The organism is Pseudomonas sp. FSL R10-1350, from assembly GCF_009600525.1.
Classification (GTDB): Bacteria; Pseudomonadota; Gammaproteobacteria; order Pseudomonadales; family Pseudomonadaceae; genus Aquipseudomonas; species Aquipseudomonas helleri.
Map to the genome: position 1 here is coordinate 17,482 of NZ_WIVR01000044.1, position 19,962 is coordinate 37,443.

18 protein-coding genes are annotated in these 19,962 nt (G+C 58.9%); 9 read left to right on the top strand and 9 right to left on the bottom strand.

The genetic code is table 11. The features are described 5' to 3' along the window. Nucleotides 1–17 precede the first annotated feature (17 nt). From GHO25_RS26760 to GHO25_RS17940, 4 genes are all read left to right on the top strand, one after another. Nucleotides 18–1,526 carry an amino acid ABC transporter permease/ATP-binding protein gene (locus tag GHO25_RS26760; protein WP_123749407.1) on the top strand — a complete coding sequence of 503 codons (1,509 nt, stop codon included), beginning with the start codon at nt 18–20 and terminating at the stop codon, nt 1,524–1,526. Further along, on the top strand, nt 1,523–2,209 hold the full coding sequence (locus tag GHO25_RS17930) for a GntR family transcriptional regulator (protein WP_048372704.1): 687 nt from the start codon (nt 1,523–1,525) through the stop codon (nt 2,207–2,209). Before GHO25_RS26760 ends, GHO25_RS17930 begins: the two co-directional genes overlap by 4 nt. Nucleotides 2,210–2,223: 14 nt before the next feature. After that, a complete protein-coding gene (locus tag GHO25_RS17935; RefSeq protein WP_153391575.1) occupies nt 2,224–3,075 on the top strand; it encodes a DUF1989 domain-containing protein in 852 nt (283 codons plus the stop codon). 119 nt (nt 3,076–3,194) lie between these two features. After that, nucleotides 3,195–3,773 (top strand): flavin reductase family protein, encoded by a 579-nt coding sequence (locus GHO25_RS17940; RefSeq protein ID WP_153391577.1) that lies wholly within the window; start codon nt 3,195–3,197, stop codon nt 3,771–3,773. A gap of 114 nt (nt 3,774–3,887) precedes the next feature. On the opposite strand, the gene GHO25_RS17945 is transcribed toward GHO25_RS17940, so the two are convergent. Continuing rightward, on the bottom strand, nt 3,888–4,373 hold the full coding sequence (locus tag GHO25_RS17945; RefSeq protein WP_153391579.1) for an ATP-binding protein: 486 nt from the start codon (nt 4,371–4,373) through the stop codon (nt 3,888–3,890). A 60-nt stretch (nt 4,374–4,433) separates the two neighbouring features. On the opposite strand from GHO25_RS17945, the gene GHO25_RS17950 reads away from it, so the two are divergent. The 3 genes from GHO25_RS17950 (at nt 4,434) to GHO25_RS17960 (ending at nt 6,546) form a co-directional block, all read left to right on the top strand. Continuing rightward, the gene (locus GHO25_RS17950; protein WP_256677244.1) at nt 4,434–4,943 is read left to right on the top strand and encodes a glyoxalase superfamily protein; all 510 of its coding nucleotides are present in this window, start codon (nt 4,434–4,436) and stop codon (nt 4,941–4,943) included. Between the two features lie 111 nt (nt 4,944–5,054). Further along, nucleotides 5,055–5,588 carry an RNA polymerase sigma factor gene (locus tag GHO25_RS17955; protein ID WP_048372695.1) on the top strand — a complete coding sequence of 178 codons (534 nt, stop codon included), beginning with the start codon at nt 5,055–5,057 and terminating at the stop codon, nt 5,586–5,588. Next, nucleotides 5,581–6,546, top strand: a complete 966-nt coding sequence (locus GHO25_RS17960; protein ID WP_153391581.1) for a FecR family protein — start codon at nt 5,581–5,583, stop codon at nt 6,544–6,546. Before GHO25_RS17955 ends, GHO25_RS17960 begins: the two co-directional genes overlap by 8 nt. A 38-nt stretch (nt 6,547–6,584) precedes the next feature. On the opposite strand, the gene GHO25_RS17965 is transcribed toward GHO25_RS17960, so the two are convergent. The 4 genes from GHO25_RS17965 to GHO25_RS17980 form a co-directional block, all read right to left on the bottom strand. Then, nucleotides 6,585–6,794 carry a hypothetical protein gene (locus GHO25_RS17965; RefSeq protein WP_153391583.1) on the bottom strand — a complete coding sequence of 70 codons (210 nt, stop codon included), beginning with the start codon at nt 6,792–6,794 and terminating at the stop codon, nt 6,585–6,587. Continuing rightward, nucleotides 6,757–9,366 carry an ABC transporter ATP-binding protein/permease gene (locus tag GHO25_RS17970; protein WP_153391585.1) on the bottom strand — a complete coding sequence of 870 codons (2,610 nt, stop codon included), beginning with the start codon at nt 9,364–9,366 and terminating at the stop codon, nt 6,757–6,759. Before GHO25_RS17970 ends, GHO25_RS17965 begins: the two co-directional genes overlap by 38 nt. Nucleotides 9,367–9,404: 38 nt before the next feature. Further along, entirely contained in the window at nt 9,405–9,593 is a 189-nt protein-coding gene (locus GHO25_RS17975; RefSeq protein ID WP_153391587.1) for a hypothetical protein, read from the bottom strand. Between the two features lie 335 nt (nt 9,594–9,928). Then, on the bottom strand, nt 9,929–10,966 hold the full coding sequence (locus GHO25_RS17980; protein ID WP_153391589.1) for an ABC transporter substrate-binding protein: 1,038 nt from the start codon (nt 10,964–10,966) through the stop codon (nt 9,929–9,931). Nucleotides 10,967–11,257: 291 nt separating this feature from the next. Here GHO25_RS17980 and GHO25_RS17985 point away from each other — a divergent pair, with 291 nt between their 5' ends. Beyond that, on the top strand, nt 11,258–13,699 hold the full coding sequence (locus GHO25_RS17985) for a TonB-dependent siderophore receptor (RefSeq protein ID WP_153391591.1): 2,442 nt from the start codon (nt 11,258–11,260) through the stop codon (nt 13,697–13,699). A gap of 613 nt (nt 13,700–14,312) precedes the next feature. Here the strand turns inward: GHO25_RS17985 and GHO25_RS17990 are convergent. Continuing rightward, complete coding sequence (locus tag GHO25_RS17990) at nt 14,313–15,803, bottom strand: MFS transporter (RefSeq protein WP_153391593.1); 1,491 nt, start codon at nt 15,801–15,803, stop codon at nt 14,313–14,315. A gap of 171 nt (nt 15,804–15,974) precedes the next feature. Here GHO25_RS17990 and GHO25_RS17995 point away from each other — a divergent pair, with 171 nt between their 5' ends. Next, nucleotides 15,975–16,823: a LysR substrate-binding domain-containing protein gene (locus GHO25_RS17995; RefSeq protein ID WP_153391595.1), complete on the top strand. Its 849-nt coding sequence runs from the start codon at nt 15,975–15,977 to the stop codon at nt 16,821–16,823. 23 nt (nt 16,824–16,846) lie between these two features. Here the strand turns inward: GHO25_RS17995 and GHO25_RS18000 are convergent, their stop codons facing one another. The 3 genes from GHO25_RS18000 to GHO25_RS18010 all read right to left on the bottom strand — a co-directional run bounded on the left by GHO25_RS18000 (nt 16,847) and on the right by GHO25_RS18010 (nt 19,919). Further along, nucleotides 16,847–17,902, bottom strand: a complete 1,056-nt coding sequence (locus GHO25_RS18000) for a linear amide C-N hydrolase (RefSeq protein ID WP_153332026.1) — start codon at nt 17,900–17,902, stop codon at nt 16,847–16,849. 24 nt (nt 17,903–17,926) lie between these two features. Further along, the gene (locus GHO25_RS18005) at nt 17,927–18,730 is read right to left on the bottom strand and encodes a hypothetical protein (protein WP_256677245.1); all 804 of its coding nucleotides are present in this window, start codon (nt 18,728–18,730) and stop codon (nt 17,927–17,929) included. Nucleotides 18,731–18,893: 163 nt separating this feature from the next. Then, nucleotides 18,894–19,919, bottom strand: coding sequence for a GlxA family transcriptional regulator (locus GHO25_RS18010; protein WP_153391597.1), 1,026 nt, complete (start codon nt 19,917–19,919; stop codon nt 18,894–18,896). Between the last annotated feature and the right edge of the window lie 43 nt (nt 19,920–19,962).

Consider the following 19,962-nt stretch of genomic DNA (forward strand, 5'->3'; position numbering starts at 1 on the left):
ACATTCGGAGCAAGCACATGCAATTCGATTGGCACTACACCCTGGGCCTGTTGTGGAACGGTGACTTCTGGCGGGCTGTCGCGACGGTGGTTGAACTGAGCCTGGAAACCTGGGTGCTGGGGATCATCTTCGGCTTCTTTCTTGCCCTGGCCAGACAGTCGCAACGCCGCTGGCTGCGCAATGCCGCGGGCCTGTATATCTGGTTCTTTCGCAGCCTGCCGCTGCTGGTCCTGCTGATTTTTGTCTACAACCTGCCGCAGGTGTTTCCGTCCACCAGCGTGGTGTTGTCCAACCCCTACAGCGCCGGGCTTATCGCGCTGGTGCTCAGTGAAGCGGCGTATATTGCCGAGATCCACCGTGGGGGGCTGCTGGCCGTGGTCAAAGGGCAACTGGAGGCCGGCAAGGCGCTGGGCGTCGGCTATAAAGGCATTCAACGCCTGATCGTGGTGCCTCAAGCCTTGCGTGTCGCGCTACCCACCCTGGCCAATGAATACATCACGATCGTCAAACTGACCTCGCTGGTGTCGGTGATTTCGCTGTCAGAAATCCTTCTGGTAGGCCAACAGCTTTACACCCAGAACTTCCTCGTGATGGAAACCATGCTGGCCGTGGCGTTCTATTACGTGCTCATCGTCACAGTGTTCAGCCGCCTGCTGCACCTGCTGGAAAACCATCTGGACGTGACCCGCCGCAAACCCAAAACCATCGCCCCGGCTGAACTGGGTCAAGTGGTGACCCGGCGTAACAGCGATCAGGCTGCGCCCGGCGAATTCGCCCTGCAAGCGCAAAGCGTGCGCAAGTCGTATGGCGAGCTGGAAGTGCTCAAAGGCGTGGACCTGAATGTGCGCTGGGGTGAAGTGGTGTCGATCATCGGCCCTTCCGGCTCGGGCAAAACCACGCTGATCCGCACCATGAATGGCCTCGAAAGCCTCGACCATGGCCAGATCACCCTGCAAGGCCAGCCATTTCTGCGCGGCACGCAAGACCCTGAAGGCCCGCTCAGCCACAAAGTGCACATGCAAAACATTGTGCATGTAGGCATGGTCTTCCAGGGCTTCAACCTGTTTGCCCACAAGACCGTGCTGGAGAACGTGATGCTCGCCCCGGTCTATCACGCCCACGGCGCGGGTGAAGAACTGCGCCTGCTGAGCCTGGCCCTGTTGAAAAAGGTCGGCATGCTCGACCACGCCGGAAAATACCCGCATCAACTGTCTGGCGGCCAGCAACAGCGGGTGGCCATCGCCCGGGCATTGGCCATGCGCCCTTCGGTAATGCTGTTTGACGAACCCACCTCGGCCCTCGACCCGGAACTGGTCGGTGACGTGCTGGCGGTCATCGAAGAGCTAGCCCGCGAAGGCATGACCATGGTCATCGTCACCCACGAAATGAACTTCGCCTTCAAGCTTTCGGACCGCGTGGTGTTTATGGAAGGCGGCCAGATCATCCAGGACGCGGCGCCGCGCGAGATGCTCGAACAACGCAGCGAACGCATGACCAAGTTCCTCAAAGACGTACAGCTTGCATGAGCCCAAGGAGTCTCAGCGTGAATCAGCCCAAGGAAAAAAGCCTGTCCCTGTCGGATCAGGTCGCCATCGAATTGCGTGAAGACATCATTGGCGGGCGCCTGCTGCCGGGTATGCCGCTGACAGAAAGCGAACTGGTGAATGCCTACAACGCCTCACGCAACACCGTGCGCGAGGCCCTGCACCAGTTGGGCCGTGAAGGCCTGACCAGCTACGTACGCAACAAAGGCGTGATGGTACGGCGTATGGGCATCGACGACGTGCGCGACATTTTCAATGTGCGCCGCACCCTCGAATTACAGGCCATTGCCGCCAGCAAACCGCTGCGCGAGTACCAGTCCGACTTGATGCTTGAAGCCATCGAAGCCGCGCAACTGGCCCAGGACCGGGAAAACTGGCAAGCCTTCGGCACCCACAGCTTGCGCTTTCACCAACACATCGTCGGCTTGCTGCGCAGCCCGCTGTTCGATGAGTTTTTCACCCAGGTCGCGGCGCAAATGCGTCTGGTGTTTTCCAGCGCCCCCAGTGAAGAAAACTTTCAGAAACCCTGGCTCGAACGCGACCGCCAGATCCACGACCTGCTCGCCGAAGGCAACAAGAAAGCCGCCGAGGAAGCCATGAGCAGCTACCTCAATGATTCCGAAACCGTGCTGTTGGACATTCTGGCCAGCACGCCCAAACCCTGAGAAGAGGACCCACTATGTACAAGGACTATCCAGCGGCCTACCAAGTCAGCAAAGGTGCCGCGCTACAAGTCGACAAGCCTTTCTATGACCGCGTGCGTGAATCTGCCGGCAAACGCACCCTGATCGAACAGTTCGAAGTGCCGATCCGTACCGGCCGTGCCTGGAAAGTACCCGCAGGCCATGTGTTTCGCGTGACCACGCCGGTAGGCCCGCAAGTCGGCGACTTCAACATCTGGAACGCCAACGACCCGCGCGAGCGGATGTGGGCCGCCCGTACCCGCCAGTTGCAGGGCGCGCACGTGACCACCTATGACCGCCTGTGGTCGAACCTGCCGTTTTTGCGGCCCTTGGTAACCATCACGGACGACAGCTTGGCCGATTACGGCATTGACGAACACGGCGGCCGCCTGCACGACTTGCTCGGCACCCGCTGCGACCCTTACGTCAACAAGATGCTCACCGGCGAAGACTTTCATCATCACTGCCACTCAAACCTGACCCGCGCAGTCCTGCCCCACGGCCTGACCGAGTTCGACGTGCATGACGTGCTGAACATCTTCCAGTGCACCGGTCTGAACCACGATGACATGTACTTTATGAAGGCATGCCCGGCAAAACAGGGTGATTACCTGGAGTTTTTCGCCGAAATTGACGTGCTGTGCGCCCTGTCGACCTGCCCTGGGGGCGACCTGTCATTGCCCATGTGGGGCCCGGACGCAGAAGACCCGCTCAAGGTCTGCCGCCCGCTGGGCGTTGAAATCTACAAGCTCGACGAGTCGCTGCTCGAAGGCTGGAAGCAACCCGAACGCGCCGCCTATAACGGCAATCACGGCTTGCTGATTGCCAAGGCTGAGTGGGAAAAGTAATCCCCGCTGCAACCGTGCACGTGTAACCCGCAGCGGCACCGTCAACGCCGGCCCGCTGACGGGTTTGCACAAATCAGTCATTATCTGCTCCCTACCCGGCCCTCTATTCAGGAGCAAGAATGGACAAGCACATTGCCGCCGTCCCGCTGGACAAAGCCTATCGACTGATCAACCACGGGCCGACCATTTTGGTGTCGGCGCGCCATACTGGCGTGCAAAACGTCATGGCGGCCTCCTGGGCCTGTGCGCTGGACTTTGCCCCGCCCAAGCTCACCGTGGTGCTGGACAAGAGCGTAAAAACCCGCGAACTGGTGGAGCACAGCGGCTTGTTCGTGATTCAGGTGCCGACCGTGGCGCAAATTGAACTCACCAGCAAAGTCGGCAGTTTGAGCCTCAACACCGACCCGAACAAACTCAGCGACAGCGGTGTTGAACTGTTTGCTATTGAGGGGCATGACCAGCCGTTCGTAGCCGACTGTTCGGCATGGCTGGCCTGCAAACTGATCCCCGAACCGCACAACCAGACGGCCTACGACCTGTTTATAGGTGAAGTGGTCGGTGCCTGGGCAGACACCCGCGTTTTCAGTGACGGCCATTGGCACTTCGAAACCGCCAACCCGGCCTGGCGCAGCCTGCACTACATTGCCGGTGGCCATTACTACGCAACCGGCGAAGCGCTGGATATTGACGAGGCCTGACCCTCGCTACGGGTTGTACGCGATCAAACTGTAGGAGCGAGCTTGTCTCGCGATCTTTACGGCCGATGCTCGACCGATCGCAGCCTTCGTGCCTCGTCAGCGACTACAGGGCGGTTAGGCGTTATGTCTAACGACGGTTAATCCTTCTTGCTCATCCGGGGCCTTGAAGTAACGGGTGATCAAGTCGAACTCTGCATCGGTGGCGGCAAACTCATGCTCGCCCTTGGCGTTGCGCGCGCGCAATCGGGCGCGGCAGGTATCGTCATCGACGTCCAGGTAATGCAGACAATGCGCAACCTGTACCTGATCAGCCAAGGCCCGCAGCCATTGGCGGTCAGCGACGGTGTTGGCCGGAAAATCCAGCACCACGCTGACACCGGAACCCAGCAGGTCGATCACCAAGGGCTGTAACACGTCACGCAGGCGCCGGGCGCAGCGCAGGTAATCGGTTACCGAGCGAATCTCCTCAGGGTAAAGCGCCGCCAGCCAGCGATCTTCGCTAATCAAAATCGCCGCATGCTCTTCGACCAACGCCTTGGCCAGGGTCGATTTGCCCGAAGCGATCTTGCCGCACATCAAATGCAGAACGGGGGTGGTCATAAGCAGCCTTCCTGAAGGTGAGCCAAAGATCATGCCCAACCGGTATCGGGCCAGCAAGCAATGCCCAGCCGAAACACGCAACTTTCACCTTTGCGCCCGCTTGGTTATGCTCGGCGCTGGCTGATGCTGCCCGCCCTTTTGTCTCTCTTGAGCATCAAGGCTTGGCAGCGCGAGCATCCAGACATGTCGGTGACAGGAGGCAGCATGTTTTCAATCGAATTTGAAAAACCCATTCCCATCTTGCGAATGTTTGACGAGGCCAAGGCGCGGGAGTTTTATCTCGAGTTTCTGGGCTTTGACGTGGAGTTCGAGCATCGCTTTGAACCTGGCATGCCGTTGTACCTGGGCATCAGCCGTAACGGGCTTGAACTGCATTTGTCGGAACATCATGGCGATGCCAGCCCGGGTTCGACGCTGTTTGTCCCGATGCACAATATCGAGCTGTTTCACGCTGAGTTAACAGCTAAACACTATGGTTATGCGCGCCCGCAAATCGTTCAACAGGACTGGGGCCAAGTGTTGGAAGTGCACGACCCTTTCGGCAACCGCATACGGTTCTGTCAACGCTGATCGGCCCACCCTCGCAGACTGATAAAAAATTATGTGGAAATGATACTGGTTCTCATTAGAATGCTCCCCGAGCACGCTGGATTTGCGTGGGAATGGCGGGAGCGGTTCAGCATGAGTACAGAGGACAGTCAGCAAAAACTGAGCGAGCTTTTCATCAACCAGCGGGTTTCGCTGGTGCGGATGCTCTCGCGGGTGGTGGGCTGCGCCAGCCTGGCAGAAGACCTGGCGCAGGAAACCTATGTAAAAGTGGCTAATGCGCTGAAAACCCGGCCAGTGGAGTTTCTGCACCCTTTTTTGTATCAGACTGCCCGCTACCTGGCCTTCGATCACCTGCGCAGCTTACGCAGCAAAAGGCGCTTCGAATGCCAGGTCAGCGATGAGCGCCATTTGACCGAAATCGCTACCACCGCCCCCGGCCCGGACAGTCAGCTGCAAGGCCAGCAGTCCCTGAAGCAGTTTCAGGCTGCCCTCAAGACCTTGCCCAAGCGCCAGCAACAGATTCTGGTGCTGAGCCGATTACAGGACCTGTCCAAAGGAGAAATCGCCCAGCGCCTGGATGTTTCGATCAGTACGGTTGAAAAAGATTTGCGTACTGCGCTTAATGCCTGCGCCAAAGCCATCCAGAAGCAAGCCGCCCATGACTGACTCACCCACCGCCCCTGTTGTGCCCAGCGAGCACGTGCAACGTCAGGCAACCGACTGGTTCGCCCAGCGCGAAGAAATGGCCCGGCAACCCGCCTTGCGTCAACGCTTTGAACAATGGCGTACGGCAAACCCCGAACACAGCGCCGCCTACCAGACCCTGGAAAACCTGTGGCAAAGCCATGCGTTCGAGCAAGCGCTGCACAGCCTTGACCTGGATCTCGACCTGCCCGCCGCCCCGGCCCACAAGCCGCGCAAGGCGTGGGCGTTTGCCACTGCTGCGATGCTGCTGCTCATGCTCACCAGCGCCTGGTTGTCCGACCTGCCGATGCACCTGCGTGCCGATCAAATGACTGCCGTGGCAGAGGTCAGACACCTCACCCTGGGCGATGGCTCGCAGATTGTGCTGGGCAGCAACAGCGCCATCAGCACCGACATCAACGCCGATCACCGGCGCATCCGCTTATTGCGGGGTGAGTTTTTTATCGAAGCCTCCCATGACCCATCGCGCCCGCTGGAAATCGACGCCGCCGACGCCCGCGTCACCGTAGTCGGCACCCAATTCAGCGTGGCCCTCCAGGGCGAGGACGTTACCGTCGCAGTGCGTGAAGGCAAGGTGCGCTTTACCGACAAGGCCGGTGAGCAAAGCCTGTTGCAGGCCGGCAACTGGCAACAGTTCGAAAACGGTCATTTGCAAGACCTCAACAGCGACGGGGCTGAACGGCAAATGGCCTGGGTACAAGGCCGACTGTCATTTCAGGACCAGCCGCTGGCGCAGGTGCTGAACACCCTCGGGCGTTACTACCCGCAGCCCATCCTGTTGTTCAACGAAGCGGCGGCCAAACACCGTGTCAGCGGCAATTACCAACTGAACAACCCCGTGGCAATCGTTGAGGCGCTGAATAAAGTCACTTCAACCCAACTGACGCGTTTGCCCGGTGGCGTGCTGGTGATTCATTAAGAGTTGAGTATCGTCACGGCCCGACGAGCAACTGTCACTTAGACCGCGTTCGCGGGCCGGTCGCCGCTGACCAGCTCGCCGAGCTCGATGTCATGTTCCAGTCGGCAACGATGATCCACCAACACCAAGGTGTTGCCGCTACGCTCGACGAAACGATGCAGCGCCTGCACACGCTCGGCCAGTTGTTCGGAGGGCAAAGCGCTGAACGGCTCATCCAGCAATAAAAGATGGTGGCGTTCCTTCGGCAATGTGCTCAGCCAGGTATCCAGCCATCTGCTTGCCCGGCGCACCGCTGAGCAACGCCAGGGTATTGCTGTCCAGGTAATAGCGGGTTGATGTCAGGTCCGGCGTCGCGCCCGGTTCTTCTATGACCACATCGGTGATACCCGCCACGCCCTTGAGATACTCGCTCTTGCCGGATCCGGAGTGGCCAGACAGCGAATACAACCGGCCCACTTCCAGGTGCAGAGCGCGATAGGCACGTTGAGCGATAAAGGGCGCGATGCGCAGGCTCTGCCCGGCGATCACAACAGCCACCGAGCTTTTAGGCCGGGCAAAATGTTGCAGGCGCTCCACCGACACCGACTGCGATTTGAACCCCGTGATGGCTAGAAACACATTGGCCAGGTCGGAACGCACCAGCAGCAAGGCCGTGACCGCGAGCACAAAAGCCGATTCGCGGGTCTGATAAAAACTGCCCATCAGGGCCACCAGGACAATCACCAGATCGCTGAGCAAGGTGCAACTGGCCGCAGTGATGGTGCGGGCGATCACGCTGCGCATGCGGGTAGTGTAGAAATGCTGCAGCCCATCAGCTATCGCGTCCCGCTGGGTCAGCGCCAGCCAGTCGCCCAAGCGTTCGAAACCCACGCCAGCGATCCGGGAAATGGCAAACGCCACATGGGCCGAGCGTAGAAGGGAGTCGAATCCCTTCACGCTTTCGACTCGAGTTCGATACAGCTCGTTGATCGAAAGACGATACAACACCGCCAGCAGACCGCTGAACAGTAGCGCCACGGCGATGCCGAACAGGCCAAACCCCATCCACAAGGCCACGCCATTGCACAGCAACAACGCGATGATCCAGGCAATGTCGTGGGCATACCAGGCAATGCGTTCGAATGTAGTGGTGATATCGCGAGAAACCACCTGCAACGCATCAGCCAGGCCGGTGACCCGGATGTCGCGCAGGCCAACGGTGAACAAGCAGGAAAAGCGGCTGCGCAACAGATTCTCGATAAACAGCCCGCCCGTGATTCCTGCTCCTACCCCGGCCACGACATACAACAGAACCTGCCACGGCGAGTAACCGGCCTCTGGCAGCGTCAGGTTGGCCGCATAGCTCATCATCAGCGCCGGCACCCACAACATCAGCACACCCCAGCCACAGTACTTGAACAGATCGGCGAGACTGAAGCCGGCCGGCGGCGGGTCTCTGGCAGGCACTGGCGAAGCCATCCGCTCGCCGACTTGGGCCAGCGGGCCTTCGCGCAGCGCTATCGCCCTTGTGGCCGATGGGCTGAAGATTACCCAAGGCAGGCGCTCCAAGGCGTCTTTCACTGCCAACGCAGCCGTAGCATCCAACGCCGACAAGTCGTGATCAATACTTAGGGTCCCATCCTGGGCACGGGCCATAAATACCCCACGCAGCAGTTGCAAACGCAAGCGCTGCCCGGCAGAGAGGTTGCTCCCGTTCAGCTCGACAGGCAGTTTCAGGACCTGATGTGGGTACTGTCCTAGCTCGGGTATCAGCCGCAAAGCACCCAGCAACGCGTGCAGATCTTCGCGTTGGCTCTCCAGCGGGCCAGGAATCAGCTCGATCAGAGACCCGGGCCAGATCGGCCAGTCGGCATCGAACGCGATCAAACCGCACGCCTTATCGGCTGCAGCTGGGGGTAATAGCGAATGCCTGGAGGAATTCTGATACAGGCCATTGAGCTCTTTCAGAGTGCGGCCGACAGCCTTGTAACTCACATAGGAACGGGGTAACGCGAGCACCGCCGCCAGCAACGGAATGCTCAGCCAGAAAATCGCCCCGTCCCAGACCATAGCCGATTCAGAGGTGCCCAGCAGCCCCAGCAAGACAAAAGGAATCAGGCGGCCGAAACCGATGATATAGCTGTCGGCACCGCGCAGGAGCGTATCCACGTTTCGCAGGAAGCGTTCGCCCGCCAGCGTCCGCTCAATACTCTGCAAGGCTGTGCGGTCAGCGAACTGCTTGAGCCACGGTCCTTCGCGTAACCATACCGAACACTGTTCGATACGCTGTGCCACCCTGTCCATGATCCGCTTGTAATTATGGTCCGAGAGCCTGGCCAAGAGATAGGAAAGCGGCAGGAATGCACCGATCACCGCAACCGCCCAGAACCCTGCGGGGCCAAAGACCAACAACGCCAGCAAGATTGAAAGCAGCAGGAAAACCGGAATCGCCAACAGGTTAACGCAGGCACCGATCCCGTCGAGAATGATGCTGAAATCCCGCGAAACTACCCGTTCCAGCACCGAGACCTCTACCCGGAGGTGCATTTTACGCGCCAAAAGGCGCTCGAACTCGCGGCATAACCTCAAGGAGATGTAGCGTTCCAGATTGAGCTCGCTCACCACCAGCAAAAAACCGCTGATGGCCAAGAACAGCAGGAGCGCGACATCGGCACTTCCCTGGGCCATCACCAGAGTGTTCAGCCTATAGATGAACAACAACGGCACGCTGTATTGCAATAACGACACCAGCACATAAGCGCCGACCGCCCAGGGCGCAACGCTAAAGACCAAGCCGAAAAAACCATCGGCAAAGGATCGTCCTTCAGATGGAGCGGCCATCCGATAGCACAATGCCGGTGTAAAGCAGTAAATCCACCTCATGGCAGCGCCTGCTCGTAATACATCCGCCCAGGCCCCAAGGCCTGTACACGTTGCAGGCAGTCGCGGATTTTCTGCAGATCGTAATAGTGGGCAGAAATCTCACGGCATGCACAGTAATGGGCCACCCACTCCTCCAGATCCCACGAGAACTCCGGGCCCGCTCCCAGGAAGCGGCTCAAGGACACGATGTCGAACCACACGCTGCGATGCAGGGAATGAGTCTCCAGATCGAACGAGGGGACACGGCAGTGACATACCAACACTAGATAACCGATAGGGCACTCGCAACGCTAAAAAGGCGCAAGGAGTAACTTTGGGAAGCGTCCTACAAGAGGGCGAACGGTAATTGTCCTAGGCTAAAGCACAGAGAATTAAAACTGTCGCGGCCTGACTTTACTGGGGACTGTGCGGACTTCGTATTGAGTGGTCGTGATTGCCGAGTTGACGAATCCAGACGAAGAAAGCCGCATATGATTAGGACGACCGCCATGGCTCACACACCATGGCGGTGTCATTCAGGTCAGCGCGAAGCCCAGGCGTTGAACCGCTGTTCCAGTTGTTCGCCGTGATCGGCCCAGAACAGCGCATCTACCGGGATCTGCTGCGCCAGGTTGGCAGGCGCGGTGGGCAGTTCGGCGATCCGGACCTTGTCGAGCAGGTCCATGGCGCGCATGTTGGCGGCGCCGTAGTCGATGTTTTCGGCGAAGTTTTTCTGCTGCTCAGGCTCTAACGTAAAAGCGATGAACTCGCGGGTCTTGTCTTGATGCTTGGCGCCTTTGGGGATAGCCCAGGAATCGAACTCGTAGAGCCCGCCGTTCCAGACCAGGTCCAGGTCATACTTTTTCTTTTGCTCGGCCGAGAGCCGTCCGTTGTAAACGGAACTCATCACTACGTCCCCGGCAGCCAAAAACTGCGGCGGCTGGGCACCGGCCTCCCACCATTGAATGTGCGGTTTAATCTGGTCCAGTTTGGCAAAGGCACGGTCCTGACCGGCCTTGGTCGCCAAGGTGGTGTAGACCTCGGCAGGCGCAACGCCGTCAGCGATCAAGGCAAACTCCAGGGTCGATTTAGCCAGCTTGCGCAGGCCACGTTTGCCCGGGAATTTCTCGACATCCCAGAAGTCCTGCCAGCCGGTAGGCGCCTCTTTCAGCTTCTTGGTGTTGTAGGCCAGTACCGTCGAGTAGACGAGAAAGCCGATGCCACATGGCTGGATGGCGCCCGGCACGAAGTCTTTGGGGTCGAGGCCGATTTGTGCCGGATCGAGGGTTTCAAACATGCCCTCGTCGCAGCCGCGGGCCAGCTCGGCAGACTCAACTTCCACGGTGTTCCAGGACACACTGCCGGTGTCGACCATGGCTTTGACCTTGGCCATTTCCCCGTTGTATTCACCGGAAATCACCTTGCTGCCATCGGCCTTTTGCCAAGGCTTGTAGAAGGCTTTTACTTGGGCGTCCTTGTTGGCGCCGCCAAACGAAACGATGGTGAGGTCGGCCGCGAGGCCGTGGCTGGCAGTGACGATCCCCGTTGCCAGAACTGCGAATTTCAGAGCTTTGATCATTATTGTTATCTCCTACTGTTCAAGGGTGATTGCACATCACTCGAATGGGTCTTGCTCTCCTGTTGCGGGCTGAATGAACGTCGTAAGGTGGCACGGTGCTATTGAGGGTAAAAGTCTGCTTTCCTGATGCTTGGATCGGTTTTGACTAAACAATGGCAGGCTTGCACACACTTCATTGCAGGCAGAAGCGGGCCCCGCGCAAAAAATTGTCAAAAAGTTTTACGGCTTTCGTGAGCTCAACCCGTCAAGGTGTTTGTTATTGCAAATACTTCCTATTCACTCGGGGCTCGCATGTACTTTCCTACCCTCAACACCACCTATGCACGCAGCGCATTGGCGCTCGCTGTTTTCCTCGCATACAGCAACGTTCAGGCCGTCGAGCCCGCAACCACCTCCGTCAGCAATACAGCGCTGGACACCCACAGTTTCGCGATTGCCCGCCAGCCGCTGGCCAACGCGCTGGACCAACTGAGCACCCAGAGCGGGCTGCAAATCGCCTACTCCGCAGACATGGCCCAAGGCATTACCTCGCCGGGCGTCAACGGCACCATGACCACCCGCCAGGCCTTGACTCAACTGCTGAGCGGCAGCGGCCTTGAAGCCCAGTCGAGTGGCGAAAATGCCGTGGTGCTGGCGCCGGTGCCGCAAACCGGTTCGGCACTGGAGCTGGGCGCGACAGCGGTCACTACCAACCTGTTGGGTACCGTGACCGAAGGCTCGGGGTCCTACACGCCGGGCACCATCGCCACCGCCACACGTTTGGTGCTGACACCTCGCGAAACACCGCAAACAGTCACCGTCGTCACCCGTCAGCACATGGACGACTTCGGCCTCAACAACGTCGACGACGTGATGCGCCACACCCCCGGCATCACCGTGTCGGCCTATGACAGCGACCGCAGCAACTACTACGCACGCGGGTTCTCGATCAGCAACTTCCAGTACGACGGCATTCCGTCGGCCACCACCAACGTCGGCTATTCGTCGGGCAACACCTTGAGCGACACGGCCATTTATGACCGTATTGAAGTGATCAAGGGTTCCACCGGCCTGCTCACCGGGGCTGGTTCGTTGGGCGCGGTGATCAACCTGGTGCGTAAAAAGCCCACCTCCGAGTTCAAAGGCCATGCCACGCTCGGTGCGGGCTCGTGGGACGACTACCGCAGCGAAGTAGACGTCAGCGGCCCCCTGACCGAAACCGGTAACGTGCGTGGCCGCGCAGTCGCGGCCTATCAGGACAAAAACTCGTACCAGGACCACTACTCGCGCAAAACCTCGGTGTTCTACGGGATTCTCGAATTTGACCTGACGCCCGACACACTACTGACCGTGGGCGGCGACTATCAGGACAACAAACCCATGGGGTCGAGCTGGTCCGGAAGCTACCCGCTGATCAATTCCAAGGGCGACCTCAACAGCGTCAAACGCTCGTTCAACAACGGCACTGACTGGAGCAACTGGAAGCAATACACCCGCACCGTGTTCGCCACGCTTGAGCATGACCTGGGCGAAGGCTGGGTGACCAAGCTACAACTGGACCACAAGCTCAATGGCTACGATGCGCAGATGGGCTCGATCCAGGGTGACTATCCGTATGAAGACGGCACTACCCCGATCAATGCCCAACGCTACGTTGGCAACACGCGCAGCAACTCGGCCGACCTGTATGTGAGCGGTCCCTTCCAGCTGTTTGGTCGTGAACATGAAATGGTCCTTGGCGGCTCGATCAGCTCGGCCCACTGGAAGGGTCAAGGCTACTGGAACCCCATCTACCAGGGCACCAACCTGGTGGACTTCAACAACTGGGACGGCCACGCCGAAAAGCCGGCCTGGGGGCCTGTTGGGCAATATACCGATGACGTGATTCGCCAGACCGGCACCTACATGACCACCCGCTTCAACGTCACTGATGACTTGAAAGTGCTGGTCGGTGGCCGCGTGGTGGACTACCACATGACCGGCAACACGCCGTCGTACCGCGAATCCGGGCGCTTCATTCCCTATGTCGGGGCCATTTACGACCTGAATGACACCTACTCCGTGTACGCCAGCTACACCGATATTTTCATTCCGCAGGAAAACTACAACCGCGACCGCAATGATCGCCTGATTGATCCGGACAAAGGCGAGAACTACGAAGTGGGGCTCAAGGCCGAGTTCCTTGAAGGCCGCCTGAACGCCAGCCTGGCTTACTTCGAAATTAAAGAAAGCAACCGCTCAGTACCCGATGATGCCTACAACAACCTCAAGCCGACCCCTTCCAACTATGCGTTCGTCGGCACCAAAGCCCGGACCAAAGGCTTTGAATTTGAACTCTCGGGCGAGCTGAGCCCTGGCTGGCAGGTACAAGGCGGCTACACCCACAAGATCGTGCGCGACGACAACGGCGAGAAAATCTCCACCTTCGAACCGCAGGACCAGTTCAAGGTGTACACCAGCTACAAACTGCAAGGCCAGCTGGACAAATTCACCGTGGGTGGCGGCGCACGCTGGCAGAACACCGCGTGGCAAAACATCTGGAACTCCCCGCACGGCCAGTATGAGAAGTTTGAACAGCCGGACTACTGGGTGGTTGACCTGATGACCCGTTACCAGATCAGCAAAAACCTCTCGGCTACGGTGAACGTCAACAACCTGTTCGACAAATACTACTTCACCAACATTGGCTTCTATAACTCGGCGGTGTACGGCGAACCACGTAACTTCATGGTGACCACGCGCTGGGATTTCTAACGCAGTTCTCTGTAGTCGCTGACGAGGTACGAAGGCTGCGATGCGGGCCGCAGGACCGCCGTCTGGGGGCGCTTCGCAGCCTCATGCTTCGACAGCGACTACAAGTACAGCCATGCCCATGCGCCGCAATTCTCTGTAGTCGCTGACGAGGCACGAAGGCTGCGATGCGGGCCGCAGGACCGCCGTCTGGGGGCGCTTCGCTCCCCATCGCAGCCTCATGCTTCGACAGCGACTACAAGTACAGCCATGCCCACGCGCCGCACTTCCCTGTAGTCGCTGACGAGGTACGAAGGCTGCGATGCGGGCCGACCGCCGCTTAGGGGCGCTTCGCTCCCCATCGCAGCCTCATGCTTCGACAGCGACTACAAGTACAGCCATGCCCACACGCCGCAATTCTCTGTAGTCGCTGACGAGGCACGAAGGCTGCGATGCGGGCCGCAGGACCGCCGTCTGGGGGTGCTTCGCTCCCCATCGCAGCCTCATACTTCGGCAGCGACTACAAGTACAGCCATGCCCACGCGCCGCAGTTCTCTGTAGTCGCTGACGAGGTACGAAGGCTGCGATGCGGGCCGCAGGACCGCCGCTTAGGGGCGCTTCGCTCCCCATCGCAGCCTCATGCTTCGACAGCGACTACAGTACGGTCTCGAAACACCCAGTAGCTGGCCGCCATCAACAACCATGCTGCCATCGCGCCATACAGCATCACCCAGCCAAAGCCGTGGGCCAACGCAGCGCCCTGCCCCACACCATTGACGCTACCGGCTGAAATGGTCTGCGCCAGCACGCGCAATTGCTCCTCATCGACCAGGCCGGTCACGCTGCCACGCAACGAAGACAGCGTGCCTTGCACGAGGATAAAACCCATCAACGCGATGTTCACCGCGAGGCTGATCATGCGCGCGCTGATGTCGATGCCCGAGGCCATGCCTGAGCGCTCACTGGGTACAGAACCGGTGGTGGTATTGGTCACCGGGGTGTTGGTCAGGCCAAGTCCGGTCCCGGCCAGTACGCAACCGGCCAGCATGGTCAGCCAACTGGCCTGCTCGACGCTGCTGCCCCATTTCATTAACAAAAAGCCCAGGCCGATGGTGAACAAACCCACGGGAATAACCCTTTCGGCGCGGTAGCGCAGCGCCAGTCGTTCGCCAAGTGGCGGCACCACCAGCGTCGGCAAGGTATACGCCAGCAAGGCCAAGCCGGTCCCCACACTGCTGTAGCCCAGGCTGTTTTGAAAGTACAACGGCAGGTAGATCATAAAAGGCCAAAAACTGAAGTTCATCGCCGCAGCGCCAATCAGCGCGCCCGAAAAACGCCGAATACGCAGGACCGAAAAGTCGAACATCGCATCGCTGCCACGGCGCTGCGACCCTACAAACACCGCAAAACTCAGCACCGCTGCGAGCAAGCTGAACAGGGCCTCGCGGGTGCCAAATCCGGTGACTGCACCTTGGGTCAAAAACCACGAAAGCCCCAGCACCGCCAATGACAGCGACGTAATGCCCAGCACATCCAGACGCCGACGTTGCGGGTCTTTAGACTCCTCGACCCCGGCGATCACCAGCAGCAGCGCGAGAACTGCAATTGGCGCATGCACCAGAAACACCCATTCCCAACTCGACACGGCGACAATGCCCGCGCCAATGATCGGGCCAAAGCCCAGGCCAATGCCGAAGACAATGCCCCACGCGCTGAAGGCTTTACCCCGTGCAGCCGCTGTCTGAAACCTGTGGGAGAGCACTGCCACCTGGCAGATCAACATCGCCCCGGCCGCCATGCCTTGCAGAAAACGGCTGGCAATCAGCACGTCATTGTCGGGTGCCAGGCCGCAGCTCAACGAGGTGATGCCGAACAGTACCAGGCTGATCATAAACACGCGTTTACGCCCATACCGATCCGCCAGTGTGCCGATGGCCATCAGCACCATGGTGCAGGCGATGGTGTAGGCATTCATGATCCACTGCAAATCGCTGAAATTACTGTGCAGCTCTGCTTCAAGGGTAGGCAGGATGGCCGGTACGCTGGATATTTCGAGGCCAAACATCAGGGCTGCAATGCACACGGCAGCCAGGGTAAAAGCATCTTTTTGTGCGGGGGAGAACAGCATGGCGATCTTCCAGATCAAAGGGATGGGTACTGGCAAAGGCTCCATAAGGTATTGCTGCCAGCATCACCCGAGGTGTCTTCAGGCGACCGCGCGCATTCTGCGAGCAATTAAAAAATGACAAAAATGATTTAATTTCGTAGGTTTTATTAACTTTCATCATGAGTGGGCCAAATGGATTTCGACCCGGCGCTGTTGCGCGCCTTTATTGCAATCAAAGAAACCGGCAGTTTCACCCGTGCCGCAGAGCGGATGCACATCAGCCAATCGGCCATAAGCCATCAGATCCGGCGTCTCGAAGAACAGGCCGCAACCAAACTGCTGAGCCGCACCACCCGCAGTTTGACGCTGACCGAAGATGGCGAGGATTTTCTGCGCCACGCCGAATGCATCCTCAAGGCACAGGACGCGTTGATCCGCCGTTTTGCCACATCATCGGTGTCAGGTGCCGTGCGCTTTGGCCTGCCCGAGAACTTTATCGGTGATGGTTTGCCGCCGTTGCTGACGCGCTTTACCCGGCAATTCCCGGCCGTGCGCCTGGACGTCACGGTTTGCCCTTACCTTGACCTGCGCGCGCAGGTCGACACCGACAAGCTCGATCTGGCCGTGGTGCTGGCACTGCCGGGCAGCCCGCCGGGGGGCACGGTTTTGCGTGAAACTCACTTTGTCTGGGCGGCTGCGCACGACTTCGAGTTCTCAGGGGAGAACCCGCTACCGCTGGCCTTTGCCCCCATGCCTTGTGTACATCGGCAAGTGGCCATCGACGCGCTGCAAAACTCCGACGTGCAATGGCGGGTGGCGTTCACCTCACCCAGCCAGCAAGGCTTGCGCGCAGCGGTACTGGCCGGGCTGGCCGTGACCGCTTTGCCCTTGGGTGATCTGGAGCCCGGCATGCGCGTGATTGACGGTCACTACGGCCTGCCAGCGTTGCCCGAAGCGGACTTCCGGCTTATCTGGAGCACCACCACCAAAACCCCGGCGGCCTGCGCATTCGGGCAATTGCTGATCGGTGAATGTGAATGACAGGCCTCGCAGAAACAGCCTGATTAAGCGCCTTCAAACTTGAACGGCGCTGCCACTTCAAAGCGGCCCGACACTTCGCCAGAGAAGATGTTGCTCTGATTCGGCCCCAGATCGAGCTTTTTGACCTTGCCGGTGGCTTGGGACAGGTCCAGTTTTTTCAGGTCCACCCAGAATGTATTCGGGGTGACGGCCGACTCAAAAAAGTACAGCCCCTGCTTGTGGTCGATAACCGAGCGCCAGCGGGTCGAGGAGATATTCGGCTCGCCGGGGGTGGTGATGCCGTAAGGCACCGACACGTTGCGAATCACGCTAAACACGCTGGCCAATGACAAGCGCGCATCTTGATCCTTGGGCACTGCGTTCACGTAAAACGACGCACGGGCAAATCGGTCCGCAGACCGGTTAGTGCCCGGCAACATGACCGTGCCGCCAATCGCCTGCCAATAGGCGTTCATCGCCAACTGGGCCTCGAATGCCGGGGAGTTGGTCATCACCTGGTACTTGCGGCTGTGGTGAATCACTTGCTTGCCGTCGATGTATTCAATGATCGCACTGTCGCCCGAGGCATCAGACATTGACAGGTGCAGCGTGGCCAGTCGGCTTTCGCCCGGCACTTGCGCAGTCACTACATTGAATGGCTCAGTTTTGAGCACTTCAACGGCCTCGGCCACAGTGCTGAAGTTGTCCAGAACGTATTGCGCCCAAGCGGCAATGCTCAAGCCGGGTTTGTCCTTGTTGAACGGCGGATACTCCGACTCCACCAGCCACAAGACGTTGGCCGCGAGGCCGGCTTCGTTGACGCCGTCAGTGGTGGAAATGTCGTAACCGCTGGCAATCAGGCTGCCGTACTTGGAGGTCCACTTGACGGACGAAGGCCCGACTTCACCCGTACGCTGCATGCCCTTGGGAAACACCCACAGGTTGGTCGCAACGTCGGTTTTCCAGTCCATGGAACGGGCCGTGATCACGCTGTGATCGTCGCCCAGGTACACCAGCCGGGTGCACGCCTGCGCCAATGGCAGTGATAAAACAAACCCTGATACCGCCAGTACCAGCGCTTTGAGAACAGGCTTTTTCATTCCGTTGATCCTTGCAAAAACAGATTAGAAACGCATGGACAAGCCCAACACCGGGCCGCGCTGAGTCACATCGTATTTAAAGGTGTTGCCGGTAAAATCCCGGCTTTTGTATTCCTGCGCCAGCACCCGATAACCGACCCGCACAATCGTCGGGTTTTCGAACAGGTACAGGCGGTAGCCGAGGTAAGCCTGGGCGTTGTAGGTTTTTTTCGATGAAGTATCAAACCCGCCGGTGTCCGCCGCGCCAGACAGCGTCCAGCGATCGGTCAGATCGGCCTGCATGCGCAGCCCTACAAACGGGTCGGTCCACTCGGATTTTTTCTTGGTGCTGTAGCCCACCGGATCGATCTCGACCTTGGTCGACAGCTTGGTCCAGCGCAGCCCCGCCGTGGGCTCGACCCGCCAGCTACGTGGCTCGCCAAACACATTGTTGCCGCCTAAAGCGTATTCATACACCCGGTAATACACGCCCCCGGCCAGGGTGCTCTGAGTGATGTCCAGGCCGATTTTCTGGCCGTAGGCACGCTCGGACTGGCTGGTCTTGGCGTAGACCCCGTCCAGGTAAAAGCCCAGTTTGCGGTTGGTGACTTCCAGGTTGCCCATAAAGACCCGGTTGAGATTATTGAAAATCTCGCGAAAGCCAACATCCGCCTTGGCATCAACCCCGCCCAACGCGACCTGACCATTCATGGCCGGAGCCCAGACAAAAGGGCTGACCAATACCAGCCATTCATCTTTATCAGCCCTGGATTTGCCCTGAGAATCGTCGGCATTTGCCGTCGTGTAAACGCCCATTAAAGGCCAGGCAATGCACATCATTCTGAACATCTGCTTAGCCGCAACTAGCCTCAGTGTCATCGCTTTCGTCTTCCTGACTGCAAGTTCTAAATTTCTGACCACTGTGTATAGCACAGCCATCCTGAACCGCTAATGCATGCCCGCGAAAACCTGGAGCGGGCGTGCTCGCGGTCTTTAAATCATCGCCCAACCGCTATTTAACCAAGCGTTTTTCCTTGGACGGCCGATAGCCAAAGTAGGCGCTGTAGCATTTGCTGAAATGACTGGGCGAGACAAATCCGCACGCCACCAGCACATCAACCTGGGACAGTTCGGTGTGTTGCAGCAAGCGGCGCGCTTCGGTAATGCGCAGTTCCATGTAATAACGCTGTGGCGTGGTGCCCAGCTGTTCCTTGAACAATCGCTCAAGCTGGCGACGCGAGCGGCCTGCGTACACCGCCAACTGTTCCAGTTCCAGCGGCTCTTCAAGGTTGGCATCCATCAGTTTCAACACCTCGCGCAAGGGCGCGCTGACGCTGATTTTTTCGGCGGGTTTGATACGTCGATAACGCGACTCTTCAAACGCCAGAATGTCCTCGACCCCTTCGACCAGCGCTTTGTCATGCAGGCTCTTGATCCACGCAAGGGCCATCTGAATCGCCCCCGAGGGGCTGGAGGCCGTGAGCCGGTCGCGGTCAATCACAAAAGGCTCGCTGGTCACATGCGCCGTTTTGGACACTTCGGCCAACGCCGGGCGATGCTCAGGGTGAATCGCACACCGATAGCCCTCCAGCAACCCCGCACTGCCGAGAAACCAGGCGCCATTCCACAACCCGGCCAGGGTGATGCCCTGGTGCGCAGCGGTTTTGAGCACGTGGGTAAATGCCTCATCGCTGTTCAGTTCAGTGCGGTAGCCGCCACACACCACCAGCACATCCAGCGCGTAGAGCTGCGACACATCAAGCTGCGAATCGGGCCGGATCACCAGCCCCAGGTCACTGACCACCTCGCCTTGCGCCAGGCCGAAAGTCTGGGTGGCAAACAACCCTGGGCGCAACAAGTTGGCGGTGATCAGCGCATCCAGCGCCTGGGTAAACGCTGGCAGAGAAAAGTGCTCAAGCAGGACAAAACCCACGCGCACCGTTGGCCGGTCCAGATCCGGGTTTTCGGTTAGATAGCGCAGGTTCTTGCCTTTCAGGCCTGCACTGAATTGACGACGCTCAATCACGATTCGATCCATCTGGTCAGGTTAACGAACAGCCGCATGTACCGGGCCGATCATA